This window comes from Pseudomonas peradeniyensis, assembly GCF_014268935.2.
GTDB classification, from domain to species: domain Bacteria; phylum Pseudomonadota; class Gammaproteobacteria; order Pseudomonadales; family Pseudomonadaceae; genus Aquipseudomonas; species Aquipseudomonas peradeniyensis.
The window spans coordinates 1,782,223-1,807,505 of record NZ_JABWRJ020000001.1; the positions used below are offsets into that span (position 1 = coordinate 1,782,223).

Annotated in this window: 20 protein-coding genes; 14 read left to right on the top strand and 6 right to left on the bottom strand. The window is 66.1% G+C overall.

The window, feature by feature from the left end:
• Window positions 1–12 precede the first annotated feature (12 nt).
• Complete coding sequence (locus HU751_RS07765; protein WP_186734585.1) at window positions 13–1,692, bottom strand: MFS transporter; 1,680 nt, start codon at window positions 1,690–1,692, stop codon at window positions 13–15.
• 204 nt (window positions 1,693–1,896) lie between these two features.
• Between HU751_RS07765 and HU751_RS07770 the strand changes: the two genes are divergently transcribed.
• The gene (locus HU751_RS07770) at window positions 1,897–2,583 is read left to right on the top strand and encodes a helix-turn-helix domain-containing protein (RefSeq protein ID WP_186734584.1); all 687 of its coding nucleotides are present in this window, start codon (window positions 1,897–1,899) and stop codon (window positions 2,581–2,583) included.
• Here HU751_RS07770 and HU751_RS07775 read toward each other — a convergent pair.
• From HU751_RS07775 to HU751_RS07785, 3 genes are all read right to left on the bottom strand, one after another.
• Window positions 2,566–3,459 carry a sterol desaturase family protein gene (locus tag HU751_RS07775; protein WP_186734583.1) on the bottom strand — a complete coding sequence of 298 codons (894 nt, stop codon included), beginning with the start codon at window positions 3,457–3,459 and terminating at the stop codon, window positions 2,566–2,568. The two genes, HU751_RS07770 and HU751_RS07775, sit on opposite strands and share 18 nt — an antisense overlap.
• A 125-nt stretch (window positions 3,460–3,584) precedes the next feature.
• Window positions 3,585–4,400 (bottom strand): DNA-binding protein, encoded by an 816-nt coding sequence (locus tag HU751_RS07780; RefSeq protein ID WP_186734582.1) that lies wholly within the window; start codon window positions 4,398–4,400, stop codon window positions 3,585–3,587.
• 94 nt (window positions 4,401–4,494) lie between these two features.
• Window positions 4,495–5,433 (bottom strand): Dyp-type peroxidase, encoded by a 939-nt coding sequence (locus HU751_RS07785; protein ID WP_186734581.1) that lies wholly within the window; start codon window positions 5,431–5,433, stop codon window positions 4,495–4,497.
• A 265-nt stretch (window positions 5,434–5,698) separates the two neighbouring features.
• Here HU751_RS07785 and HU751_RS07790 point away from each other — a divergent pair, with 265 nt between their 5' ends.
• A complete protein-coding gene (locus HU751_RS07790) occupies window positions 5,699–6,487 on the top strand; it encodes a formate/nitrite transporter family protein (RefSeq protein ID WP_186734580.1) in 789 nt (262 codons plus the stop codon).
• A 6-nt stretch (window positions 6,488–6,493) separates the two neighbouring features.
• On the opposite strand, the gene pdxR is transcribed toward HU751_RS07790, so the two are convergent.
• Window positions 6,494–7,984, bottom strand: coding sequence for a MocR-like pyridoxine biosynthesis transcription factor PdxR (gene pdxR / locus HU751_RS07795; protein WP_186734579.1), 1,491 nt, complete (start codon window positions 7,982–7,984; stop codon window positions 6,494–6,496).
• Here pdxR and HU751_RS07800 point away from each other — a divergent pair, their 5' ends adjacent.
• The gene (locus HU751_RS07800; protein WP_186734578.1) at window positions 7,985–9,712 is read left to right on the top strand and encodes a M24 family metallopeptidase; all 1,728 of its coding nucleotides are present in this window, start codon (window positions 7,985–7,987) and stop codon (window positions 9,710–9,712) included.
• A gap of 123 nt (window positions 9,713–9,835) precedes the next feature.
• Window positions 9,836–12,082 (top strand): TonB-dependent receptor, encoded by a 2,247-nt coding sequence (locus HU751_RS07805; RefSeq protein WP_225933244.1) that lies wholly within the window; start codon window positions 9,836–9,838, stop codon window positions 12,080–12,082.
• 2 nt (window positions 12,083–12,084) lie between these two features.
• Here HU751_RS07805 and HU751_RS07810 read toward each other — a convergent pair whose 3' ends face one another.
• Window positions 12,085–13,794 (bottom strand): sulfatase-like hydrolase/transferase, encoded by a 1,710-nt coding sequence (locus tag HU751_RS07810; protein ID WP_186734577.1) that lies wholly within the window; start codon window positions 13,792–13,794, stop codon window positions 12,085–12,087.
• Window positions 13,795–14,178: 384 nt separating this feature from the next.
• Between HU751_RS07810 and HU751_RS07815 the strand changes: the two genes are divergently transcribed.
• The 10 genes from HU751_RS07815 to HU751_RS07860 are packed head-to-tail and all read left to right on the top strand — an operon-like array spanning window position 14,179 to window position 25,275.
• Complete coding sequence (locus tag HU751_RS07815) at window positions 14,179–15,528, top strand: UDP-glucose dehydrogenase family protein (protein WP_186734576.1); 1,350 nt, start codon at window positions 14,179–14,181, stop codon at window positions 15,526–15,528.
• The gene (locus tag HU751_RS07820) at window positions 15,525–16,589 is read left to right on the top strand and encodes an NAD-dependent epimerase (protein ID WP_186734575.1); all 1,065 of its coding nucleotides are present in this window, start codon (window positions 15,525–15,527) and stop codon (window positions 16,587–16,589) included. Before HU751_RS07815 ends, HU751_RS07820 begins: the two co-directional genes overlap by 4 nt.
• Window positions 16,586–17,332, top strand: a complete 747-nt coding sequence (locus tag HU751_RS07825; RefSeq protein WP_186734574.1) for a sugar transferase — start codon at window positions 16,586–16,588, stop codon at window positions 17,330–17,332. The genes HU751_RS07820 and HU751_RS07825 overlap by 4 nt, the downstream gene beginning before the upstream one ends.
• A gap of 1 nt (window position 17,333) precedes the next feature.
• Window positions 17,334–17,981, top strand: a complete 648-nt coding sequence (locus HU751_RS07830) for a CpsD/CapB family tyrosine-protein kinase (RefSeq protein WP_050705462.1) — start codon at window positions 17,334–17,336, stop codon at window positions 17,979–17,981.
• Window positions 17,982–18,003: 22 nt separating this feature from the next.
• Complete coding sequence (locus HU751_RS07835; protein WP_050705461.1) at window positions 18,004–19,023, top strand: polysaccharide biosynthesis/export family protein; 1,020 nt, start codon at window positions 18,004–18,006, stop codon at window positions 19,021–19,023.
• Between the two features lie 14 nt (window positions 19,024–19,037).
• The gene (locus HU751_RS07840; RefSeq protein WP_186734573.1) at window positions 19,038–20,612 is read left to right on the top strand and encodes a GumC family protein; all 1,575 of its coding nucleotides are present in this window, start codon (window positions 19,038–19,040) and stop codon (window positions 20,610–20,612) included.
• Window positions 20,609–21,817, top strand: coding sequence for a glycosyltransferase family 4 protein (locus HU751_RS07845; RefSeq protein WP_225933245.1), 1,209 nt, complete (start codon window positions 20,609–20,611; stop codon window positions 21,815–21,817). Before HU751_RS07840 ends, HU751_RS07845 begins: the two co-directional genes overlap by 4 nt.
• Window positions 21,814–23,184, top strand: a complete 1,371-nt coding sequence (locus HU751_RS07850) for an O-antigen ligase family protein (RefSeq protein WP_186735663.1) — start codon at window positions 21,814–21,816, stop codon at window positions 23,182–23,184. The genes HU751_RS07845 and HU751_RS07850 overlap by 4 nt, the downstream gene beginning before the upstream one ends.
• Complete coding sequence (locus tag HU751_RS07855; RefSeq protein ID WP_186735662.1) at window positions 23,181–24,146, top strand: glycosyltransferase family 2 protein; 966 nt, start codon at window positions 23,181–23,183, stop codon at window positions 24,144–24,146. The genes HU751_RS07850 and HU751_RS07855 overlap by 4 nt, the downstream gene beginning before the upstream one ends.
• A complete protein-coding gene (locus tag HU751_RS07860) occupies window positions 24,139–25,275 on the top strand; it encodes a glycosyltransferase family 2 protein (RefSeq protein WP_186735661.1) in 1,137 nt (378 codons plus the stop codon). Before HU751_RS07855 ends, HU751_RS07860 begins: the two co-directional genes overlap by 8 nt.
• The last annotated feature ends 8 nt before the right edge of the window (window positions 25,276–25,283 follow it).

Here is a 25,283-nt window from a genome sequence, read left to right on the forward strand (position 1 = left end):
GCTTGCGGGCGGTCAGGTGTGGTGGATGTCGCGATCCTTGGTTTCCGGCAGGAAGAAGATCCCCAGCACCGCGGTCATCACCGCGATCACGATCGGGTACCACAGCCCGTAGTAAATATCCCCGGTCGCCGCGACCATGGCGAAGGCCACCGTCGGCAGGAAGCCACCGAACCAGCCGTTGCCGATGTGGTACGGCAGCGACATGGAGGTGTAGCGGATCCGCGCCGGGAACAGCTCCACCAGCCAGGCGGCGATCGGCCCGTAGACCATGGTCACGTAGATCACCAGGATGCTCAGTAACAGCAACACCATCGGGTAGTGGATCTTCGCCGGGTCGGCCTTCTCGGGGTAGCCGGCTTCCTTCAGGGCCGCCGTCAGGGTGGCGGTGAAGGCATCACTTTGGGTCTTCAGGTCCGCCGCGGCCAGGCTGCTGCCCTCGAAGCTCGGGATCACCCGCTCACCGATACGGATCTGCGCCACACTGCCGGGCTCGGCCTTCTCGTTCTCGTACGGAATCGCCCGCTTGGCTAGCAGGCTCTTGGCGATGTCGCAGGAGCTGGTGAATCGGGCCTTGCCCACCGGGTCGAACTGGAACGCGCACTGCCCGGGGTCGGCCACCACTACCACCGGGTTCTGCTCCTGGGCGACGAACACGTCCGGGTTGCCGTACTCGGTCAGCGCCTTGAAGATCGGGAAATAGGTCAGCGCGGCGATGATGCAGCCGGCCATGATGATCTTCTTGCGCCCGATGCGGTCGGACAGGCTGCCGAAGAAGATGAAGAACGGCGTGCCGATCAGCAGCGAGCCGGCGATCAGCAGGTTGGCGGTCTGCGGGTCGATCTTCAACGTCTGCAACAGGAAGAACAGCGCGTAGAACTGCCCGGTGTACCACACCACCGCCTGCCCGGCGGTGCCGCCGAGCAACGCCATGATCACCACCTTGAGATTGTCCCAGCAGGCGAACGACTCGGTCAGCGGCGCCTTCGACGCCTTGCCTTCGGCCTTCATCTTCATGAACACCGGCGACTCGTTGAGCTGCAGGCGGATGTACACCGAGATCGCCAGCAGCAGGATCGACAGCAGGAACGGGATGCGCCAGCCCCAGGCCTCGAACGCCTCGGTGCCCATGGCGGTACGACAGGCCAGGATCACCAGCAGCGACAGGAACAGGCCGAGGGTGGCGGTGGTCTGGATCCATGCGGTGAAGAAGCCGCGCTTGCCCTTGGGCGCATGTTCCGCCACATAGGTGGCGGCGCCGCCGTACTCGCCGCCCAGCGCCAGCCCCTGCAGCAGACGCAGGCTGATGAGGATCACCGGCGCGGCCACGCCGATGGTCGCGTAGCTGGGCAGCAACCCCACCACCGCCGTGGATATACCCATGATCACGATGGTGATGAGGAAGGTGTACTTGCGCCCGATCATGTCGCCCAGGCGGCCGAACACGATGGCGCCGAATGGCCGTACGGCAAAGCCGGCGGCGAAGGCGAGCAAGGCGAAGATGAACGAAGTGGTCTCGTTGACCCCGGCAAAGAAGTGCTTGGCGATGATCGCCGCCAGTGATCCGTAGAGGTAGAAGTCGTACCATTCGAACACGGTGCCCAGGGACGAGGCGAAGATGACTTTGCGCTCCTCCCGGGTAATGCCACGTTGGGGCGCGCTACTGCCCGTGGATGCGCTGTCAAGGACCGCCATGGGTCGCCTCCGTCTGATTGTGGTAGACCGGAGTGCTCCATCAGATCCCAAAGCACGCACCCAGGCCCAAGGGCATTGCAGGCTGCGCGAAGCACGACGAGGCATCGGCCTCGGATCGCGGCAAGTCACCTCAAGCATAATCGGCCTTTGAACGATATCCACTCGCATGAGTGTTTATCGACCAATACGGATAGGACGCCCGGAATGAACAAACGACAGGACAGCGCTTGGCGAGGTCGACTCTGGCTGGCCGATGACCATTGCCTGCTGCTCGGCACGCCAGGGCGCACCAGTGTCCACGCCCACTATGCCCACCAGGTGCTGTTACCACTCGAGGGCGAGGTATGTGCTGAGATCGCTGGCGAACAGTGCAGCGGCAGGTTGCTGGCCATCGAGTCGTTGCAGCCCCACGCCATGCCCGGGCATCAGACACCCTGCATCACCTTGTTCGCCGAACCCCTGGCGTTTTCCCTGCAGACCTTGCTTGACGCCTGCCAGCAGGCGCCCCGTGATATCCCGGGTCTGGCCCAGGCGTTGCGCCTGGCACCGCGCCGCTCGTTGGACCCGCGCCTGACCCGTGCCCTGGAGCGGATCCGGGCGCTGGACGAGCAGCGCCTGCCAGCCACGACACTGGCGCAGGACGCCGCGGTGTCGATCAGTCAGCTGGAGCGCTTGTTCAGCGGCAGCCTAGGCCTGTCGGTACGACGCCTGGTGCTGTGGCAACGCCTGCGCATGGCCCTGCGCCAGGCCCTTGACGGCATGTCCCTGACCGAGGCGGCCATGGCTGCGGGCTTTGCCGACTCGGCACACCTGTCCCGTAATCTGCGTCAGCAGTTCGGTATCCGCGCCAGTGAGGCCCTGCGCCACCTGCGTTCAGATACGCTGACCTAGGGCCTGGCGCAGACTGTGCGGGAGTGGCGCCGGCGGCTGCGCCGTGGCCTTCGGGCGAAACGGCTCACGCAGCTGTGCCAGGTACGCTTGCGGGTAGTCCGGGCGATCACCGATGCCCATGTCGTCATCGGCCAGCCCATAGCCCGGCAGGTGCAGCGCGGTCCCCAGCAGGCGGTCCCACAGCGGGAAGAACAGGGCGAAATTGACGTCACCCAGCGTGCCGTACTTCAGGTGGTGCAGCCGGTGCACGGGCGCCCAGGCGAACAGATGGCGCAGGCCGCCGATGCGCATGTCGACATTGCTGTGTTGCAGCAGCAACTGCACCGAGATACTGAAGGCCAGCAGCGCCGCGATATCCTGCGGCAAGCCCAGCAACAGCAACGGCAGCACACCGCCGAGGGCCTCGGCGAGCTGGTGCAGCGGGTGCTTCATCAGGCCATTGAAGCCGTACAGCCGGGTCACGCTGTGATGCACCGCGTGCAGGCGCCAGAGCAACGCGCTGCGGTGGCTGGCGTAATGCACCAGGGTGATGCCCAGGTCGGCCAGGGGCATGGCAAGCAGCAATTGCCACAGCACTGGCCAATGGCTGGGCCATAGCCCGCTGGCCGGCAGCCAGCCGGCCAGCAGTGGAATCGTGGTGATGCTGGCGACATTCAGGGTTTCGTTGACCAGCGCGTGCAGGCCATCGCGCCCGCCCTCCCCGTCAGCCTCGCTCCAGGCGGGCTTGTAGGGGTATAGCGCTTCGCAGGTGAACGACAGCAGGATGGCCACGCCGAGCAGGGGCAACAGCCAGAGAATGTCGGCGCCGAGGTTGATCAGGTAGACGGCTGTGCCGATGAAACCAAGGAAGAAGCATGGGGCATAGAGGATGCGCATGGAAGGCTCCGGTCATGGATGGAGCCGCCAGTGTTGCCGGGTGCCTGAGCGTGACGCTTGAACGAACGGCGCATTTGCTGTTGTAACAACTGTCTTGGGCCGCTCCTACAGGGGGCCGTCGATCATTACGGAGCGCCTTGGATTCGCGTCGCCAACTGGCGGCGCATCTCGTCATTGGCGCCCTGGGCCTGGGCCAGTATCGCCCGCAACCCTTGAACCTGGGCGTCGCGCTGCTGCAATTGCTCGTCCAGCAACCGGCTCTGTGCCGTTGCCTGGCGCTGCTCGGCCAGCAGACGTTCGTTGTCTCGATGCAGGCGGGTCAGCTCATCCTGGCGGGCGATGGCGCCCTGCTGCAGGGTCTGCAACTGGCCCTGCAACTGGCGCACCTGGGTCTCGCTCCGGCGTTGCTCCTGCTGGCGCTGTTCGAGGCTGACGCGCAGTTGCTCGTCCTTGTCGGCCAGACGTGCCTGCAATTCGCCCTGGGACTGACTTAGACCGGCACTGCGCAGTTGTTCGGCCTGCAGGCTGGCCTGGCTGGCGGCCAGGCGTTCGGACTCGACTTGCAGCGCACCACTCAAGGTCTCGACCTGGCGCAGCGCGCCGGCCAGCTCGCGCTGGGCCAATTGCAGTTCAGCCTGCATCGCCGCGCAGCGTGCTTCGGCCGCGGCCTCGGCAGCGTCGATGCGCGCCTGTCCTTCCTCCTGCAATTGCGCGGCCAGTCGCTCGACCATCCGACCCAGCGGTTCGCTCAGCGCCGTACTGTTGCCCAGCAGCGACACGGGCTGATGATCAAGTTCCTTCAGGTAGCGGTGAATGGTGGTCTTTGACCCGGTATTGCCCAACTCGATACGTATCGCGTCGATACTCGGATTTTCACCGCGGGCCATCAGTGCCTGCCGCGCCTGCTGAACAGCTACCTTGTCGATGCCTATGCGGGCCATTGCTCACTCCACCATTACATACCATGGCATGTACCATGTAATTTGGTGAATACTGCACGTCCCGCGCCGCCTTTTCAAGCGCGTCGGTAGCCGGTCATCCAGCGGCCTGCTCGAGGAAGTCCACCGTCGGCACGAAGAACAATCCACCGGTGACGGCACGGCTGTAGTCCAGCAGGCGGTCATAGTTGCCCGGCGGCTTGCCGACGAACATGTTCTCGAGCATCTGCTCGATCGGTGCCGGCGAACGGGCATAGCCAATGAAATAGGTGCCGAACTCCCCGGCCCCGGGACGGCCGAAGGGCATGTTGTCGCGCAGGATCTTGATCTCCTCGCCGCCCTCTTCCAGGGTCGTCAGCGCGCTGTGCGAGCAACTGGGCTTGCTGGCGGCATCCAGTTCGATATCGGACAGTTTGGTGCGCCCGATGATGCGCTCCTGCGCCTCGGTGGACAGTGCCTCCCAACCGGTCATGTCGTGCAGGTATTTCTGCACCAGCACATAACTGCCCCCGGCAAACGCGGGATCCTCGGCGCCCACCAGGGTGAAGCGCGCCACATCCCGCGGGCCCGGGTTCTCGGTACCGTCGACGAAGCCGATGATGCTGCGCATGTCGAAATAGCGAAAACCCTGCACCTCGTCGACCACCGTGACGGCCTGACCCAGACGCTTGACCAGCAGCGCGGCCAGCTCGAAACACAGGTCCATGTGCTCGGCGCGAATATGCAGGAGAATGTCGCCCGGCGTGGCCACCGCCTTGCGTTCGCCACTGCCGAACTCGCGAAAGGCATGCAGGCCGGCCGGCTGCGCAGTACCGAACAGGCGCGCCCAAGCCGATGCCGAAAAACCGATGACACACGACAGGTTACCGGCCGGTACGCGCTTGCCCACCGAACGCACCAGCCCGGCAAGGTCACCGCACAGTTCGCGTACACGGTCAGCGCTGCCCTCGTCCTCGGTGAGCGTCGCCACCAGGAACATCGCGCTGCGGGTGATCGGGCTGTCGACAGCCTGCGGTTCGATTTCGACAGTGTTCATAGGTATTTTCCCTCCTCGAATAGATCGAACAGGCCAGTACGTTGCCAGCCCGCTCGATGCACGACTACCATCACGGTCGCTTTGGTATAGCACAGCCCGCTTGAACACCCGCCCCTCATAGATGAGATCTATCACCTCATCCAGCCTATCGATTTGACCGCGTCAAATTGCCTCAGCTAACGTGCCGCCCGCTTCGAAGCCGCCCCGCCGCTGTCAAACCCCGATCCACGGCCCAAGCCGTTGTCCTTGCGTTCGAGTTGTTGAAATGTCTGTGAATACCCCCTCCCGGATTACCGAGCTGGTCATAGAAGCCGGCACCCGCAAAGCCCACCTGCCCACCCGCGCCACCCTGATCCTCGGCTTTCTGGCCGGAGCATTCATTTCCCTGGGCTTCCTGCTGGCGATTCACGTCAGCGCCATGATCCCCACGCCATGGGCTTCGTTCGGCACCCTGCTGGGCGCTGCGGTATTTCCCATCGGCCTGATCCTGGTAATCCTGGCCGGGGGCGAACTGCTCACCGGCAACATGATGAGCCTGCCCCTGGCGATGTTCGCCGGGCGTATCCGCCTGTGGGCAGTGGCACGCAACTGGGCCCTGGTGACCCTGGCCAACCTGCTGGGCGCGCTGTTCGTCGCCTACTGCTTCGGCCATCTGCTCGGACTGACCGAGGGGCCGTACCTGGGCAAGACCCTGGCGGGCGCCACTAGCAAGGTCAGCGCCGATTTCCTGCACGCCTTCGTCTCCGGCATCGGCTGCAACTGGCTGGTGTGCCTGGCCGTGTGGCTGTCCTACGCCAGCCGTGAGATGAGCGGCAAGATCCTCGGCATCTGGTTCCCGATCATGGCCTTCGTCGCCATCGGCTTCCAGCACGTGGTCGCCAACATGTTCCTGATCCCGGCGGCGATCTTTGCCGGCTACCTGAGCTGGTGGCAGTTACTGGAAAACCTGGCGGCGGTGTTCCTGGGCAATGCCGTGGGCGGGGCGATCTTCGTCGGCCTGGCCTACTACGTCTCGTTCGGCGCCCCGGCGCAGGAACAGGGCGCGCTGCAGTAGCAGGCTTCAGTCAGCCACGGCCCTCGCGGCCTGGGCCAGACGCTGCACGGCCTGGCGAATCTCGTCCGGATCCAGCGAGGCGAACCCCAGGCGCAGGGCATTCTCGGGTTGGCCGGCGGGTGAAAACTGCCGGCCGGCACGCACCACCAGGTCCAGTCGCAACGCCTCGACCACCAGCCGATCCACGTTTATCGACGGGGCGAACCTCACCCACAGCGCCAACCCGCCCTCCGGCACCTGCACCGCGATGCGCTCGCCAAAGGCTTCGCGCAGGCAGGCCAGCAGCATATCCCGGCGGCGCCGGTACTCCCTGGATACCCGCCGCAGGTGTTTCCTGAGCTCACCGGCTTCGATCAGGTCGGCGAGCATCCGCTGCATCACCGCATCGCCCTGCCCCAGGATCAGCGCTGCGGTGCGGCTCAGCGTCTCGGTCACCGCCGGCGGCGCGACGATGAAGCTGCAACGGAAGGTGCTGCCCAATGACTTGGACAGCGAGCCGACATAGATCACATGGCGCTGCAGGGGATCACTGGCCAGCGGCAGGTAGGGCCGCCCGGCAAAGTGGTATTCGTGGTCGTAGTCCTCCTCGATCACGCAGAAGTCATGGCGCCGCGCCAATTCCAGCAACTGCCGCCGGCGACCGGCGCGCAGACTGACGGTGGTGGGAAACTGGTGGTGGGGCGTGACATACAGAAAGCGCACCGGATGCAGCCGGCACAGCGCCTCGATCTGCTCGCCCCGACAACCCTCCTCGTCCAGGTCCACGGTCTCCAGCCGAGCACCCAGCTGGCGGAATATTTCCCAGGCCGGCGGATAGCTCAGCCGCTCCACCAGCACCACGTCACCGGGCCTGAGCAACACGCTGGCGACCAGGTACAGCGACATCTGCGTGCCCTGGGTGAGGCAGATATACTCGGCCCCCACGTTCAGTCCACGCTCCTGGCGCAGCATGTCCGCCAGCACGCGGCGCAGGTGATGGCCGCTGCCGTCGCTGCCATGGCGCACGGTATTGGTGGCGAAGCTGTGACGCAGGGCCTTGCGGTAGTAACGGTGCAGGACCGCCTGGGGCAACAGGCGATGGTCACAGGCGCCGTTGTCGAAGAACAACGCCCCGGCGCGCTGATGCCACGCCGTCGCCTGTTCGCTCGCCGCGAAATATGCAGTGGCAGGCGCATCGCGCAATTTCGGAGCGAATGGCGGCGCCACCTCGCGCGCCGGCGTCGCCTGCGCGGTGAGCTGCTGGCTGACGAAGGTGCCACGACGCGGCACGCTGTACAGCCAACCCTTGGTCGCCGCTTCTTCGTAGGCAAGGATCACCGTCTTGCGATTGACGTCGAGCAGTTGCGCCATGTCCCGAGTACCCGGCAAGGGAGTTCCGGGAAGCAGGCGGCCATCGCTGATCGCGTTGACCAGTCCCTCGACGATCTTTCGATAGGAGGCCTGCGGCTCGCCCCCTTCCAGGTTGAGCAACGGCCGCCATTTGCGTAACTGGACCATGTGAATTATCCAAAACTGGAGGTTCTCCTGGTCCAAGTCTACCGCAACAATCACCGCTCCCACTGCCACGAGGTCGCCATGCCCAGCCACCATGTCATTGAATTGTCGCCCTCGGGCAGAACCTTCGAGGCCGGCGACGAGCTGCTGCTCGACGCCATGCTCGCCAGCGGCCTGGCCGTGCCCTTCTCGTGCCGTCGCGGCGCCTGTGGTTCGTGCAAGGTCAAGGTCGTCACCGGACGTTATCGCGACAAGCAGCGCGACACAGACACGCCCGCGCCCTCCTACCCCCTGGCCGCCGACGAACTGCTGCTGTGCCAGAGCCACGCCTGCGGCGACATGCGCCTGGCGATTCCCGGCTGGTCACTGGACACACCAACACTGACCTTCAGCGCGCGGGTGCTGGGCAAACGCCCCCTGAGCGCTGATATCACCGAGCTGGTGCTGCAACCCGAACAACCCGTCGAGGTACGTGCCGGCCAGTACGTCAGGTTCCGCCTTGATAACGGTGACAGCCGCTGCTTCTCCATCGCCAACCTGCCGGCCCTGGATCAGGGACGGATGGTGTTTCAGATACGCAGTGTCGCTGGCGGCCTGTTCTCCGAACGCTTGCTGCCGTCACTCGACATAGGCGATGTGCTGATGCTTGAAGGCCCGGTGGGGGCCTGCACCTGGCAACATGAAGATGAACGCCCCGTGGTGCTGTTCGCCAGCGGCACCGGCTATGCCGGCATCAAGCCCCTGCTGCTGACGGCCCTGGCACGCAATGCCGAGGTCACGCTGTATTGGGGTGGCGCCTCACCGGCCGACTTCTACGACCGTGCGTTCCTCGACCAGAGCAGCCAGGCGCACCCTCGTTTTCGCTGGTACCCGGTCCTGGCGACGCAGGCCCGCGTGCAGCAAGTGGCACTGGCCCAGGCACATCACTGGGCCAATACCCAGGTCTATGCCTGTGGCAACGGCACGATGATCCAGCAGGTCCGCGAGCAATGCCTTGGCGCAGGCGTGCAGGCCCATCGCTTCATCGCCGAGGCCTTCGTGCCCAGCGGCGCAGCGCTGCCGTCGACGGCACTGGACCCACAACTGGAGAAAGTCGGCCCGCGCTACTCGCTGGACGGCATGCTCGCCGCCCGCGAACAGACGGTACGGGCCCTGGCCGCCATCGCCAGCCAGCTGGAAGTCGGCATGACCACCGCCCAGGCCTTGGCCATGGCCGAGCGCACCTTGCGCGCCATGGGCGCCTCGCACACCTGGCACCCGACCTATATCCGCTTCGGCGACGACACCGTGCGCACGCCGCGCCAGGGCATCGACCCGCAGCGCAGGCTGCGCGCCAGCGATATCGCCGTGGTCGACCTCGGCCCGGTCTGGGACGGCTACGAGGGCGACTATGGCGACACTTTCGTGTTCGGCGACCACCCCCTGCACCACGCCTGCGTCGAAGCGCTGCACGCAGTGTTCGACGAGACGCGCCTGGCCTGGCGCCGCGGACTGACCGGGCGCGAGCTGTACAACGTTGCCGAGCGCAGCGCCCAGGCCAAGGGCTGGTGTCTGGAGCGCAACCTGGCCGGGCATCGCATCGCCGACTTCCCCCATGTCCTGTACGGGCAGGAGAAACTGGCCGATCTGCAGATCGTGCCGGGGGAGATGGTCTGGGTGCTGGAGATCCAGCTGTGCCATCCCAGCGAACCGGTCGGGGCGTTCTTCGAGGATATCCTCATCGCCCGTTGACCCTGCCTGGCTGAGCGCCAATCGCATCGCTGGATGTTAATGATTTGCATTGAGGTTTTCCCGTGCTGGGTCGGAAAGCCTAGTGAATGCCTTCACTCACTTGCGAATCGAAAGGAATCCAGCATGTCGCAACAGCGTGTCAGCCCGGCGCAGCAGCCGGCTGTGCCCCACTTTGACCTCAATCGCACCTTCGCCGCCGTGCACATGGCCTTGCTGCTCGGCCTGGGCGGCGCGTCCATGAGCGTGACCGCGGCGCAGACCGTGGAACGCGCCGAGGAAGTGGAAAAATCCCGCCAAGGCCAGGCCAGCGGCAGCCTCGAGCTGACCGAAACCCGGGTTGAAGGCAACCTCGACGCCCCGAGCGCATTGCCCCCCGCTTACGCCGGCGGCCAGGTGGCTTCGGGCGGCCGGGTCGGCTTGCTGGGCAACAAGGACTTCATGGAGACACCGTTCAGCACCATCAGCTACACCGAGCAGTACATCCAGGACACCCAGGCGCAAACCGTCACCGACGTGATCGCCGCGACCGACCCCGCAGTGTTCAGCAATGGCCTGAAGGGTACCTACAGCGAGAACTACTCGATCCGCGGCTTCAACTCCAACATCAACGATGTGAGTATCGGTGGCCTGTACGGCATGGCGCCCTACTACCGGATCTCGCCCGAGATGTACGAGCGCATCGAAGTGCTCAAGGGGCCGTCCGCCCTACTCAACGGCATGCCACCGGCCGGCTCGGTGGCCGGCAGCATCAACCTGGTGCCCAAGCGCGCGGGAGCCGAACCGTTGACGCGGATCACCACCACCTACATGTCCGACGCGCAGTTTGGCGGGCACCTCGACGTCGGCCGTCGCTTCGGCGAAGAGCAGCAGTTCGGCGTGCGCTTCAACAGCGTCTATCGCGACGGCGACACCGCGACCGACCATCAGCGCATGAAGGCCGAGCTCAACGCCCTGGGCCTCGACTGGCGCGGCGAGCGGGCGCGCCTGTCCGCCGACCTGTACGAAAGCGAGGACCGGGTCAGGGGCCAGAACCGCGGCATCGGCCTGGCCGCGGGCGTGCCGGTGCCCAGGCCGCCGAAGTCGGAGACCTTGCTCAACCCGGACTGGGGCTTCGTCCAGACCCGCGACAAGGGCGTGATCGTGCGCGGCGAGTACGACCTCAACGACAACCTCATGGCCTATGCCGCGGCCGGCACCAGCAAGACCGACTACGCCTACAGTGGCACCATGCTCGCAGAGGTGTTCAACACCGCCGGGGATATGGAGACGAACATGGGCCAGTTGAAGATCGACCTGAAGAAGACCTCGGGGGAGGCCGGCCTGCGCGGCCATTTCGATACCTTCGGCGTCGGTCACCAGTGGTCGCTCAACGCCACGCACTACTCGGACAAGCAGCACGACTATGGCCGGCGCAACGTCCCGGGTGCCGAGTGGATCAACAATATCTACCACCCGGTCTGGGGACCGGAAGCCGCCAGGAGCTACCCGCCGATCTCCCACACCGAGTCGCGCCTGAGCAGCTACGGCCTGGCCGACACCCTGTCGTTCCTCGACGAGCGTCTGCAACTCACCTTGGGCGTGCGTCGCCAGCAGGTGCTGACCGACAGCTTCGACGTCAGCAGCGGCGCGCACACCACACGCTACAACGAGAGCGCCACGACCCCGGCGGCGGCAGTGCTGGTCAAGGTCACTGACGAGGTGTCGCTGTACGCCAACTACATCGAGGGCCTGAGCAAGGGCGCCATCGCGCCGTTCAACACCGCCAATCGCGGCGAAGTCTTCGCCCCCTACAAGTCCAAGCAGAAGGAAGTCGGCGTCAAGCTCGACCTTGGCGACTTCGCCCACACCCTGAGCCTGTACCAGATCGAACGCCCCAGCAGCTTCACCGACCCGGTAACCAGAGTGTTCTCCTTCGGCGGCGAACAGCGCAACCGCGGGCTCGAGTGGAGCTTCTTCGGCACACCGCTGACCGACCTGCGCCTGATGGGCGGCGTGGCCCGCCTCGATCCCAAGGTGACCAAGGCCGCCAGCGGCTCGGATGAAGGCAAGACCGCCACCGGCCAGCCGAAACTGCAGGGCAAGCTGGGCGTGGAGTGGGACACCCCACTGCTCGATGGCCTGACCCTGACCGCCAACGCCACCGCAGTGTCGAAACAGTACATCAGCAGCGACAACAGCCAGTCGATCCCTGGCTACACCATCTACGACGTCGGTGCCCGCTACCGGTTGCAGGTGGCCGACCATCCTGTGACCTTGCGTAGCACGGTGGAGAACGTGACCAACAAGGCCTACTGGGGCATGCCGCTGCTCACCAGCCTGGGACTGGGTGCGCCGCGTACCGTGCAGGTGTCCGCCAGCATCGACTTCTGATCCTAATCCGCCTTGCCTACCGGCATCGGTTGCCCCGCCAGGACACTGGCGGGCGTGACCACTTGCCCCAGGTCGATGTGACGGAAATCCGGCTTGGCCCCCAGCCGCGCATTGAAACGCACGTTGAAGGTGAACGGGTCGTCGGTCGGCATGTCCAGCGAACGGCCGTAGAGCGCGCTCACGGCCGTGCCGTCATAGCCCATCAGCTTGAGCAGCGTGGGGAACAGGTTGTAATGGCTGGAGGCGTTGCGGTTGGCCTGCAGATGGGCCTGCCAGTCCAGCGTGCGCAGGCCCTCGCCCTGGATCACCACCAATGGCACCAGGCCTTCTTCGGGCACCGGATCGCTGTCGCAATGGGTGTTCAGGCCAGGGTTGCCGCGTTCATGCAGGTCCTGGCCATGGTCTGAGGTGTAGAGCACCACGGCCTGGCTGAGGTCGCCCTCGGCGAACAGCCGGCGGAAGAATTCGCCGACATTCCACAACACGGTGTTCTGGTAGGCGTTGCGATACAGCACCCAGTCCTGCGGGCGGCCATCGAAGCCATCGCGGGTACCGGTATCGGCAATATCGACGTAACGCCCTCGCGGCAAGGCCGGCTGGTACTTGAGGAAGTCGTCCGGGTACTTGTCGTGCACCGGGAAATGGGCGCCGACCTTGTTCACCACGATCAGTTGCGGCCTGCCGTCCTTGAGCAGCGCCACCAGCCGCTCCAGCGCCGCCATGTCGCGCTGCACCACGGGGGTGTCGTCGAACTGGATGAACTGGTCGATATCACGCTTCTCGGTCTCGGTCATCAGGTTCTGCAGGTTGCCGCCGGTGCGCTGGCCATCGATGTACACCGTACCCAGGCCCGCGCGCTTTGCGTACTGCCAGATCGACGGCTGGGTCGAGTTGATCCGCAGGTAATCGCTGCGGGTGCCGCCATAACGCAGGGTGACATTGGTGTCGGCGCTACAGTTGGCGATGGACGCGGCGTAGCCGAAGTTGACAATGGACACGCCGGGCTGGGCCTGGGCCAGGTGGCTGGTGACCCCGGCCGGGGTGTTCAGGTCCAGGTAGTTGCCCGAGATGCTCTCGTCGATCAGCAGCACGATATCCCGGGCCATCGCCGGCCCCGACTGGGCCAGGCTCACCGGCTGGCGCGGCCCGACATGGTCGTGCAGGGTCTCGTAGCCGAACAGGCTGAGGTAGGCCAGCGGCGTGTACATCACCGGCAGCCCGCGGGCGCCCTCGCCGGCGCGCACGAACAGGATGGCGATCAGCACCAGCAGGCCCAGCACCGGCGCCACGGGTGGCAACAGCCACGGTAGCCGAGGGGTCGGCCCCGGACGCAAGCCAAGACCAAACAGCAGCAACAGCGCCCGTGCCGCGGCCAGGGTAATGGCGTAGTGATATTGTTGCAGGGCCTCCTGGACAAAACCGCCGGCATAGACCATGGACACGAATGCGCTATAGGTCAGGTAGGAGTCAGTGATGCGGTTATAAGCATCGAGAAAGATCGCGCTGACCGTGAATACAAGCGCCAGCGACCAGCGCAGCCAGCCGGGGCGGCTGAACGCCGCCAGCAGCAGCGCCAGCGCCAATACCGCGAACACCCCCAGGTACAGCACCAATGGCAGGCCAATACCCAGCGCTTCTATGCGCTCGCGGTAATAGGCATGAAAGCTGCCCAGATAGACGAGCAACAGCAGAAGCTTGATCCATCCGCGCATGTTTCGGCCACTCCGATCATGGAAATCTCCTCAAACCGTAGCAGCTTTGAAACAAACCACAGCGCAAAAAAGTCAAAATTCCGACGACATACCGACACCGTAATCTGGCACCTGCCGCAAGTTGTTGTTGATTCTCTCTATCGTCTGAAACCCGCTTATTTCGGTGCGTCCAACCGTTCATCGGTTCGTCGAACGGCCAATTGCCACTAGCTATGCGCGCTAACACACGGATTGGAAACGGGTTGGTGGCAGATCGCCCGTTTCGCCAGGGGCTGTAAATTCGACGAAACATGCCATTGCTTTGACGCAAATCCACCGGGCTGAGCTATACCCAATTCACATCACTGTTTCATCTCCCTTACTCATCCATTCGAGGCACCGCGCATGGACGTGAGCGTTTTTGGCACCGGTTATGTCGGACTGGTACAGGCAGCAGCCCTGGCGGATGTAGGTCATCGGGTCCTGTGCGTGGATGTCGATACCCACAAGATCAACCAGTTGCGCCAAGGTGTGCCGCCGATCAGCGAGCCGGGGCTGTCGGACCTGCTCGAGGACAACATCAAGGAAGGCCGCCTGCTGTTCAGCACCCAGGCCAGCGATGCGGTCAGCCACGCCGAGCTGATCTTCATCGCCGTCGGCACGCCGCCCGACGAGGACGGCTCGGCCGACCTCAGCCATGTGCTCAACGTCACCCGGCAGATCGCCGCGCTGATGGAGACCGACCATACCCTGATCATCAAGTCCACCGTGCCGGTGGGCACTGCCGACCAGGTCATGGCCCTGGCCCGCGACGAACTGCAGCGCCTGGGCAAGGGCCAGTTGCAGGTGCGCGTGGTGTCCAACCCCGAGTTTCTCAAGGAAGGCAGCGCCCTGGCCGACTGCATGCGTCCGGATCGGATCATCGTCGGCACCCTCGACGAAGTCGCCCATGACCAGCTGGCCGAACTGTACGCGCCGTTCTGCCGCAACCACGAAAAGCTGATGTTCATGGACAACCGCAGCGCCGAGCTGACCAAGTACGCCGCCAACGCCATGCTCGCCACCCGCATCAGCTTCATGAACGAGCTGGCCAACCTCAGCGAACACCTGGGCGCCGATATCGAAGCGGTGCGCCGGGGCATCGGCTCCGACCCGCGCATCGGCTACCACTTCATCTATCCGGGCTGCGGTTTCGGCGGTTCGTGCTTCCCCAAGGACATCAAGGCCCTGCTGCACACCGCCGCCCACAGCGGCATGCCGTTGCGCCTGCTGCAGAGCGTCAATGAAGTCAACGACCAGCAGCGGCGCATCCTTTTCGCCAAGCTCAAGCAGCGCCTGGCGGGCCTGGCCGGCAAGTCCATCGCCCTGTGGGGCCTGGCCTTCAAGCCCAACACCGACGACATGCGCGAGGCCCCCAGCCGCTACCTGATGGAGGCCCTGTGGGCCGAAGGCGCCATCGTGCGTGCCTACGATCCCGAAGCCATGGACGAGTGCCGGCGCCTGTACGGCTATCGTGACGACCTGCACCTGTGCGCCACCCGCGACGACACCCTGCAGGACGCCGATGCCCTGGTGATCTGCACCGAGTGGAAGAACTTCCGCGTGGTCGACTTCTCGATGCTGGCCAGCAAGCTGCGCGAGCGGGTGATCGTCGACGGGCGCAACCTGTACAACCCCGAGCAGGTTGCCGCCCACGGCCTGCACTACAGCGGCATCGGCCTGCGCCAGGTCACCCCGCAGGCAGACGCGCCATGAAGGTGCTGGTCACCGGCGCGGCCGGTTTCATCGGTGCCCACACCTGCCGCCAGCTGTTGCTCGAGGGGCACCAGGTGGTGGGCCTGGACAACTTCAACGACTACTACGAGCCGGCTCTCAAGCACGCCCGCGTGCACTGGGTACGGCAGACGCTCGGTGACTTCCCGCTGCACTGCCTGGACCTGGGCGACCGCGACGGCATGGCCCGACTGTTCGCCAGCGAGCGTCCGGAGGTGGTGGTGCACCTGGCGGCCCAGGCCGGCGTGCGCTACTCGCTGCAGAATCCGCAGGCCTACCTGGACAGCAACCTCGCCGGTTTTCTCAACATTCTCGAAGGTTGCCGCCGCCATCCGGTCAAGCACCTGCTGTACGCCTCGTCCAGCTCGGTGTATGGCGCCAACCAACAGACGCCCTATCGAGTGCAGGATCCGGTGGACCATCCGCTGTCGCTGTATGCCGCCACCAAGAAGGCCAACGAGGCCATGGCCCACAGCTACAGCCACCTTTATGGCATTCCCTGCAGCGGCCTGCGCTTCTTTACCGTGTATGGCCCCTGGGGTCGCCCGGACATGTCGCCGATGCAGTTTGCCAAGGCGATCAGCGAAGGCCGGCCGATCCAGCTGTTCAACCATGGCCGCCACCAGCGCGACTTCACCTACATCGACGACATCGTCGAAAGCCTGGTGCGGCTGATCCCCCTGCCCCCGGTCGCCGACCCGCAGTGGGACGCGCTCGCCCCGGACCCGGCCAGCAGCCACGCGCCCTGGCGCCTGTACAACATCGGCGGGCAGCGCCCGGTGGAGCTGCTCGACTACCTGGCCCTGCTGGAGAAGCACCTGCAGCGCAACGCGGTGATCGAACTGCTGCCGTTGCAGCCGGGCGATGTGCTGGCCACCTGCGCCGACGCCAGCGCCCTGGCCAGGGTCACCGGTTTCACCCCACAGATAGGTCTTGATGAAGGGCTCGGGCGCTTCGTCGCCTGGTTCAAGAGCTACCACTCGCCCGCCGCCAGCGAAGCGGCGCCCACGGGCGAGCAGCCAGATCAGCGGAGGGCGGTATGACAGGACAACCCAAGAGCGCGCAACTGCAGGCGCTGTACCAGGACAAACGCATGGACCCGGCGCACCGGCAGCGCATCGATGCCGCCATCCACATGCAGGGCCGTGGTTGGATGACCGGCCGCGGCGGGGGCCGCCCGTGGACGCTGTCGCGCACCAACCGCGTGCTGTCGTGCCTGGCCGCGCTGACCCTGCTGCTGCTGCTGTCGCCGGTGTTCCTGGTGCTGGCGCTGCTGATCAAGCTGTCCAGCAAGGGCCCGGTGTTCTTCGTGCAAAAGCGCACCGGCTACCGGGGCCGCGCCTTCGGCATGTACAAGTTCCGCACCATGGTGGCCAACGCCGAGGCGCTGAAGGACTCGCTACGCCACCTGAACAAGCACGGCGCCGAATCCATCGATTTCAAGATCGACAAGGACCCGCGCATCACCTCGATAGGCGGCTGGCTGCGCCGCAGCAGCCTGGACGAACTGCCCAACCTGATCAACGTGGTCACCGGCGACATGCGCCTGGTCGGCCCGCGCCCCACCTCGTTCAACGCCTACCGCTACCACGACAACCACCTGGCGCGGCTGTCGATCTACCCGGGCATGACCGGCCTGTGGCAGATCTCCGGACGCAGCAATATCGACTTTGACCAACGCGTAGAACTGGACCTGAGCTACATCAACGAACAGAGCCTGATGCTGGACCTGAAGATCCTGCTCAAGACCCCGTTCAAAGTCTTCACTGGCCACGGAGCAAGCTGAGATGGACGGTTCATCCTCGAGAAGCCTGACGATCGCTACCCCAAGCGAGACCAACCTGACCTCCACCGTGCTCGACCTCGACCAGCGCACCCTGCTGCTGACCGCGGCCAACACCGGCAGCGGCACCAGTACCAGCGCCCTGGCCTTCGCCAGCCAGCTGGCACTGATGAGCGCGGGCAACGTGCTGCTGATCGACGCCAGCCTCAGCCCCGGCGGCCTCAGCCAGCAGCTGGGCCTGGGCAAGCTGCGCGGCTACAGCGATCTGCTGTTCAACCAGGACACCCCGCCGTTGGCCCAGGACTGCATCGTGCGCCTGTCCGACCAGCCCTTCGACGTGCTGCCGGTGGGCACCTGGAAGCGCGGCCGCGACCGCCTCGACCACGAGCAGTTGCGCGTGCTGCTGCACCAGCTGAGCAACCAGTACCGCTTCGTGGTGATCGACGGCGAAGCCATCTACGCCAGCGCCGACAGCCTGGTCATCGGCACCCTGGTCGACGGCGTGATCCTGGTGGTGTGCGCCGAGGAGACCCGCTGGGAGGTCGCCCAGGCCGCCAGCCAGCGCCTGACCCAGGCCGGCGCGCGATTGATAGGCAGCGTGTTCAACAAGCGCAAGTACTACATGCCCAAGTGGCTGTACGAAAATCTCTGAGAGGCCGCACAGGATGAACGCCATGAGATATCCATCGATTGCCCTGTGCGTGCTGGCCCTGGCCGGCTGCGCCAGCCAGGAAGACCGCCAGATGCCGGTGCAGATCCTCACCGCGCCGCCAGCCGAGAGCCAGGCCACCGAAGTCGCCCGCCGCGAGCAGGTACTGCGCCCGCAGGACGTGCTGGAGGTGATCTTCCACGTCAGCAACCGGTCGGCCGGGGTCTACCGCATCCAGTCCGGCGACACCCTGGACCTGAACTTCATGGCCGCCAGCGGCCTGAACGGCAACCAGCTGGTGCAGCCCGACGGCAGCATCACCCTGCCCAGCACCAACGCCGCGGTGCGCGTCGAGGGCATGACCCCCGGCGAGGCCGAGAGCGCCATCCGCCAGGCCTACCAGGACAAGCGGGTGTTCAAGCCCAACCGTGACCAGGTCACCGTGCGGGTGATCAGCCCGATGACCGACGAGGTCAACCTGAAGAACGCCCTCAACCACCCCGGCACCGGCATGAGCCGCGACATCACCGTGGGCAACGACGGGCGTGCCACCTTCCCGGAAATCGGCTCGGTGCCGCTGCAGGGCATGACCGTCAACCAGCTGCGCGACTACCTCAACGAGCGCTACGCCACCCTGCCCGGGCGCATGAGCGTGGACGTACTGCTCAAGTCCACCGCCGCCAACGAGATCTACGTGCTCGGCGAAGTCGGCCAGCCCGGCGCCTTCCAGATCCGCCGCCCGGTATCGGTGCTCGAGGCACTTACCCTGGCCCGCGGCCCGACCCTGAAGGCCAAGCTTGGCTCGGTGGTGATCATGCGCCGTGAGGGCAACACCGTGCACGCAGTCAACTACGACGTCGACCAGGCGCTGTCCGGCGGCACCCAGAAGCTCGCCTACCTGCAGCCCGAGGACATGCTCTACGTGCCCAAGACCAAGCTGGCCAGCGCCGCCGAGTTGTCGCGGCAACTGGCCGACGTGGTGCTGTTCCAGGGCTTCGGCTTCAGCTTCAGCTACCGCGTCGACAACAAAGAAAGCAACGACTGACCGGGGGACGGACCATGACCACGCAACCCAAAGAAAACTATGTGCATGAGTTCTTCCGCATCTTCTTCGCCAACCGCCAGCTGGTGAAAAGGGTGTTCCTGGTGTTCGCGGTGATTGCCGTGCTGTTGCCGCTGGTGCTCAAGCAGAGCTTCGACATCACCGCCGAAGTCATCGTGCAGTCCAAGAAGCTCTCGCAGAGCGACACCACTTCTGCGCTCAGCCAGCAGGCCGACCAGTTCATCCCGCCGTCGCTGGCCGACATGGAGACCGAGAGCAACATCCTGCGCTCGCCGACCCTGATCCGTCAGACCATCGGCGAGCTGCGCAAGGAAGGCCACTACCCGGACGAGCCCGGCCTGCTGCGCCGTACCGTGCTCGACCCGGTGCGCCACGCGGTGTTCGACCCGCTGCACCGGCTGTTCGGCAACACCGTGGCCGATGACCGCGACACCCAGCTCGACACCCTCACCGACCAGGCGGTCAAGGATCTCAAGGTCGAGACCCTGCCCGGCTCCAACGTGATCTCCATCACCTACAGCGCCGACGATCCGAAGCTGGGCACGCTGTTCGTCAGCCGCCTGCTGGAGAACTTCCTGGCCAACCGCCAGGACCTGCAGTCCAACGAGCTGCCCGAGGCGTTCTACGAGCAGAAGAAACTGCACTACCAGGCCCGCCTGGGCGACCTGGAAAGCCAGCGCCTGGGGCTGCTGACCGCCATCGGCTCGTCGGACCCCAAGGAAGAGATCACCTTCCGCCTCAATGCCATCAACACCGAGGAGCAGGCGCTCAACCTGCAGCGTGACCGCCAGCTGCAGAACCAGAAGTGGCTCGACTACCTGCAGAGCAGCCTGGCAGCGGCCAGCAAGGCGAGGATGGCCGACTACGCGTTCCCCTACACCTTCACCACCACGGTCGACAACGTCGCCTTCGAGGACCGCGAGATCAAGCAGCTCGGCGAACAGCTGACCACCCAGCTGGCCCGCTACAACGGCGACGCCACGGTGTTCCAGCCGGGCTCCGACCAGATGGTCATGGCCCGCCAGCAGATCGCCCAGTTGCGCGCGCAGTTCCTCAAGATCGTCGAGAACCGCATCCGTGAACGCCAGCAGGATCTGGCCGTGACCCAGCAGGTGATCGAGCAGAAGACCCAGCGCATTGCCGACTACAGCAAGCGCATCCTCCAGCTGCGCGAGACCCAGAGCAAGACCCGCCAGCTGGACACCGAGATCGATGCCCTGCACAAGGCCTTCTCTACCTACGCCCAGCGTTACGAGGAAAGCCGCGGCCAGGGCCTGCTCGACGGCAGCCAGTCCAACGCGCGGATCCTCAGCGCGCCCTACGAGCCCACCGCGGCGAGCTTCCCGAAACCTGGCCTGATCATTCCGTTCGGCCTGGTCACCGGCCTGCTGCTGGCGATCGCCGTGGTCTACGTCAGGGAGTTCTTCGACCACCGCTTCAAGCATCCGGCGCAGATCAGCCACGAGCTGGGCCTGCCGGTGCTGCTGGTGATCAACGACCAGGCCCCGGCGCTGCCCAACCCGCACAAGAGCTGGTCGCTGCCACGCCTGTGGCACTGGGTGCGCAATTGAACGCCGCGCTGCACGCCGGCCGGCCGATCCTGCACCTGCTCGGCAGTGGCGGGTTCTACGGCGCCGAGCGCATGCTCCTGGACCACTGCCAGGCCACCCCCGGCCAGCATCGGGTGCTGTTCCTCGATGCCCCGGCGGAACTGGTGGCACGCTTTCGCGAGGCAGGCGTCGCATGCGACACCTGCCATGGGCTGGGGGCGGTGCTCAAGATACTCGGCGCGCAGCGCGGCCAACGGCCGTTGGTCAACAGCCACAACTTCAAGGGCCAGCTGTTCGGCTGGATCGGCGCCACCCTGTGGCGCCTGCCGATGGTCAGCACCCAGCATGGTTTCACCCCGCGCAGCCGCAAGCAGCGTTTCTACACCTGGCTGAGCCTGCAACTGTGCCGCACGCCGACGGTGGACACGGTGGTGTGCGTGGCCGAGAGCATCGCCCGCATCCATCGCGATGCCGGCGTGCCCGAGGCCAAGTTGCGGGTGATACCCAACGGGCTGCCCGAGATCTGTGAAGCGGGCGCCAAGGATCGCGTGGGAGCGGCGGTGCGCCGATGCGACTTGCCCCGCGATGGCGATGCTGGACACGACACCGAATCGCGGGGCAAGTCGCATCGGCGCACCGCCGCTCCCACGCCAGGACCTCACCACTGCGATAAAGCCCCCTGGCTCGCCGCCTACGTCGGCCGCCTGTCCAGCGAAAAAGGCCCCGACCTGTTCCTCGACACCCTGATCCCGGTGTGCCAGCGCCACCCACAGGTCCACGCCGTGATGCTCGGTGAAGGCCCCGAGCGTGACACCCTGCAGGCCCGCATCGACGCCGCCGGCCTTACCGGGCGCATCACCTTGCCGGGCTTCCAGCGCGACATGCGCGGCTGGATGAAGCGCCTGGACGCCCTGGTCATCAGCTCACGCACCGAAGGCACGCCGATGATCCTGCTCGAGGCCATGCAGGACGGCGTGCCAGTAGTGGCCTTCGGTGTCGGCGGCATTCCCGACGTCATCGAACACGGGCGCAACGGTCTGTTGGCCGCCCCGCTGGCCAGCGCCGAACTGGGCGAACACCTCGAGGCCCTGCTCGTGGATCCCGCGCAGGCCGCCGAGCTGGTCGCCGGCGCCCGCCGCACGCAACGCGAACGCTACCACCTGCCGACCCTGGCACAACGCTGGGCCCTGGTATATCGGGGCACGGCCGAGGAGGTTGTCGCATGATCATTCCCCTGTCGCTGGTGGCCCTGGTGGCCCTGCTGAGCCTGGGGCTGCTGGCCAGCCCCTACCCGTTCCTGGCCCCCGGCGGCGTGATCGGCCTGGCCGGCGTGCTGGTGCTGTACCGCAAGCCGGCCTGGGGACTGCTGGCGATCGCCACCCTGGTGCCGCTGGAGGGGCTGCTCAAGGACGGCCTGGTGTCCGGCGCCAAACTGGTGGGCATCGGCCTGGTGCTGATCCTCAGCCTGCAGCTGGCGGTGCGCCAGTTGCCCGGCGAGCGCCTGCGCAGCAACCAGTGGCGCCTGCTGCTGCCGTTCATGGCCCTGTACCTGCTGAGCCTGTGGACCAGCGACGACCTGGCGCTGTCGGGCGGTCACCTGCGCGAGTTGCTGGTGGGCCTGGTGGTGTTCGTCATCACCCTGCTGGTCGGCCGCGACCTCAACCTGCCGATGCTGGCCCGGCTGATCACCGTCAGCGTGTGCGTCACCTGCCTGTTCGCGATCTTCTCCACCAAGTACCAGGAACAGGGCCGCGCCTCGGCCATGCTCGACCCCAACGCCTTCGCCCTGCTGATCACCATCGCCATGCCGCTGGGGCTGTGGCTGGCGATCAAGGCCCGGCAGATCCCGATCAAGCTGTTCTGGGTCGGCTGCTGCCTGTTGCTGCTGGTGGGCATGACCAAGACCGAGTCGCGCTCGGGGCTGGTGGTACTGCTGATCAGCCTGGGCATCGTGCTGTACAACTACCGCGAACAGCTGACCTACATCCGCCCGCGCCACCTGGGCTTCGCCATGCTTGGCCTGGCCATCGTCCTGCCCCTGGGCGTGGCGTTGATGCCGGCGGGCTATGCCGAACGCATCCAGTCGCTGATGCTGCTCAAGTCCGGGGTCAACGCGCACCAGGACGAATCGCTGGGCCGACGCGCCTCCTACCTGGTGGTGGGCAAGGAGATGATCAGCCACAGCCCGCTGCTCGGCACCGGCCCCGGCACCTTCCCGCTGCACTACGCCGACACCGGCTTCTCCAAGGCCTTCGCCCCGGTCAACAGCAAGACCACCGACCTCTACCGCCGCGCCCACAACACCTACCTGGAGCTGTTCAGCGAGGTCGGCCTGCCGGCGGGCCTGCTGTTCGTCGGCATGATCTTTCTCGCCCTGCGCAACTTCTGGCAGGCCCGCGCCGCCTTCCGCGCGGCCGGTGATGCGGATCGCGCCGACCTGATGACCCACCTGACCATGAGCATGCTGGCCATCGGCCTGTTCCTGATGTTCCTCAGCGCCCCCAGCCACAAGTACCTGTGGCTGATGCTGGCGCTGTCCAGCGTGCTGCTGGGCCAGGCCCGTGAGCAACAGCCGGTGGAGGTGGCCCGATGAGCCGGGTGAGCATCGTCGTCCCGATGTTCAACGAGGCCCGCCATATCGGCCGCACCCTGGACGCCGCCCGGCGCTCGGCCAGCGCCGCAGGCCTGGCCTGCGAGCTGATCGTGGCGGACAACGGCTCCAGCGACGACGGCCCGCGGATCGCCCGTGAGCACGGCGCCCAGGTGCTGACCCTGCCCGGGGTGGCCATCGGCGCCCTGCGCAACGCCGGCGTGGCCGCCAGCCAGGGCGAATGGCTGGCCTTCCTCGACGCCGACATCGAGGTGCCCGAGCACTGGCTGGACCTGCTGCTGGACCTGCAGCGCCGCGGCGAAGGCGACGTCTTCGCCCTCGACTGCGACACCCCGCGCCACGCCCCGTGGTTCGCCCAGGCCTGGCAACGGCGCACCCTGCGCACCGGGCAGACGGTGCAGGACTGCACCTGGCTGCCCACCCCCAACCTGCTGATGCGCCGCAGCTGGTTCGAGCAGGTCGGCGGTTTCGACGAGCGCCTGCGTACCGGCGAGGACAAGGACTTCACCCTGCGCCTGCACGAGTCCGGCGCCCGCCTGCGCGTGCTGCGTCAACCCGCGGTGCTGCACTGGGGCTATGAAGCCAACTGGCGTGAATGGCTGGGCAAGGAGATGTGGCGCCAGGGCAGCCACCTGCAACTGCTGCGCAGTCATGGCGTGAGCCTGCGCCTGCTGCGCTTCCCGCTGCTTTCGGTGGGGGCCTGGGTGCTGGACGCCATGGCCCTGTCGGCCCTGCTCGACGGTTTCCCCCATGTCGCCCTGTTCTTCCTGCTGGTCAGCGCCCTGCCCGCGCTGTTCCTGAGCCTGCGCCAGAGCCGCCGGCACCGAGACCCGCTGCTCACCCTGCAACTCTGGGGCCTGCACTGGCTGCGCCTGCACCTGGCCGGCGCGGCGTTCATCCTCAGCCTGTTCAACCGCACTGCAAGGAGGCCCGCCCGTGGCTGAGTTCATCTTCTGGCTATGCCTGCTGCTGCCGCTGTACGCCTGGGTCGGCTATCCCCTGCTGCTGACCCTGGCCGCGCCGTTCTTTGCCCGTCGCACGCATTCGCCCTTGCCGGCGCAGCGGGTGAGCGTGGTGATCGCCGCGCACAACGAAGAGCGGCATATCGAAGCCAAGCTCGCCAGCGTGCTCGGCCAGGACTACCCGGCCGCCGAGCTGCAGGTGGTGGTGGCCAGCGACGGCTCCAGCGACCGCACCGTGGCGCTGGCCCGTGCCCTAGGCGACCCGCGGGTGCAAGTGCTGGACCTGCCGCGCCTGGGCAAGGCCGGGGCGCTGAACAGTGCCGTGCAGGTGTGCACGGGCGACCTGCTGGTGTTCACCGACGCCGACAACCAGTGGTCGGCCGACACCCTCGGGCTGCTGCTGGCACCGTTCGCCGACGCGCAGGTTGGCGGCACCGCCGGGCACATGATCATCCCCGACCCGGGCAAGGGCCTGAGCATCGGCGACAGCCTGTACCGGCACTACGAAGCCTGGGTGCGCAAGGTGGAGAACCGCACCGGCTGCATGGTCTCGGCCGACGGTGCCCTGCTGGCCCTGCGCCGGGCGCTGTACCAACCGATTCCCAAGCAGGTCAACGACGACTTCTTCATCAGCACCTGCGCCCCGGCTGCAGGGCTGCGTATCGTCTACGTGCCCGAGGCGGTGGTGCTGGACCAGGGCGTGGACGAGGCCGACAAGCAGTTCCGCCGCCGCCAGCGGGTCACCGTCGGTGGCCTGCTGAGCCTGGCCGCCCGCCGCGAGCTGCTCAACCCGGCGCGTCACGGCCTGTACGCCATCGCCCTGATCAGCCACAAGCTGATCCGCCGCCTGGCCCCGGTGCTACTGCTGCCATTGTTGCTGGCCAACCTGTGGCTGGCCATCGAACCCGGTTTCTACCGCCTGACCCTGGCCCTGCAGCTGCTCGGCTACGCCGCCGCCATCGCCGGCCTGCTCGACGCCCGCCGCCGCCTGCCACGCCCGTTCCGCCTGGCCGCCTTCGTGCTGGTCACCCTCGCCGGCATGAGCGTGGGCCTGTGGCAGTTCCTGCGCGGGCACAGCTACAGCCAATGGAACCCAGACCAGAATCGATGAGCGACGGA

Excerpts from the sequence above, each read along its gene's own strand:
- HU751_RS07830 (WP_050705462.1), top strand. The coding sequence starts at position 17,334 with ATGGACGGTTCATCCTCGAGAAGCCTGACGATCGCTACCCCAAGCGAG.
- HU751_RS07850 (WP_186735663.1), top strand. The coding sequence starts at position 21,814 with ATGATCATTCCCCTGTCGCTGGTGGCCCTGGTGGCCCTGCTGAGCCTG.
- HU751_RS07820 (WP_186734575.1), top strand. The coding sequence starts at position 15,525 with ATGAAGGTGCTGGTCACCGGCGCGGCCGGTTTCATCGGTGCCCACACC.
- HU751_RS07775 (WP_186734583.1), bottom strand. The coding sequence starts at position 3,459 with ATGCGCATCCTCTATGCCCCATGCTTCTTCCTTGGTTTCATCGGCACA.
- HU751_RS07810 (WP_186734577.1), bottom strand. The coding sequence starts at position 13,794 with ATGCGCGGATGGATCAAGCTTCTGCTGTTGCTCGTCTATCTGGGCAGC.
- pdxR (WP_186734579.1), bottom strand. The coding sequence starts at position 7,984 with ATGGTCCAGTTACGCAAATGGCGGCCGTTGCTCAACCTGGAAGGGGGC.
- HU751_RS07815 (WP_186734576.1), top strand. The coding sequence starts at position 14,179 with ATGGACGTGAGCGTTTTTGGCACCGGTTATGTCGGACTGGTACAGGCA.
- HU751_RS07840 (WP_186734573.1), top strand. The coding sequence starts at position 19,038 with ATGACCACGCAACCCAAAGAAAACTATGTGCATGAGTTCTTCCGCATC.
- HU751_RS07855 (WP_186735662.1), top strand. The coding sequence starts at position 23,181 with ATGAGCCGGGTGAGCATCGTCGTCCCGATGTTCAACGAGGCCCGCCAT.
- HU751_RS07805 (WP_225933244.1), top strand. The coding sequence starts at position 9,836 with ATGTCGCAACAGCGTGTCAGCCCGGCGCAGCAGCCGGCTGTGCCCCAC.
- HU751_RS07835 (WP_050705461.1), top strand. The coding sequence starts at position 18,004 with ATGAGATATCCATCGATTGCCCTGTGCGTGCTGGCCCTGGCCGGCTGC.
- HU751_RS07790 (WP_186734580.1), top strand. The coding sequence starts at position 5,699 with ATGTCTGTGAATACCCCCTCCCGGATTACCGAGCTGGTCATAGAAGCC.
- HU751_RS07785 (WP_186734581.1), bottom strand. The coding sequence starts at position 5,433 with ATGAACACTGTCGAAATCGAACCGCAGGCTGTCGACAGCCCGATCACC.
- HU751_RS07780 (WP_186734582.1), bottom strand. The coding sequence starts at position 4,400 with ATGGCCCGCATAGGCATCGACAAGGTAGCTGTTCAGCAGGCGCGGCAG.
- HU751_RS07770 (WP_186734584.1), top strand. The coding sequence starts at position 1,897 with ATGAACAAACGACAGGACAGCGCTTGGCGAGGTCGACTCTGGCTGGCC.
- HU751_RS07825 (WP_186734574.1), top strand. The coding sequence starts at position 16,586 with ATGACAGGACAACCCAAGAGCGCGCAACTGCAGGCGCTGTACCAGGAC.
- HU751_RS07765 (WP_186734585.1), bottom strand. The coding sequence starts at position 1,692 with ATGGCGGTCCTTGACAGCGCATCCACGGGCAGTAGCGCGCCCCAACGT.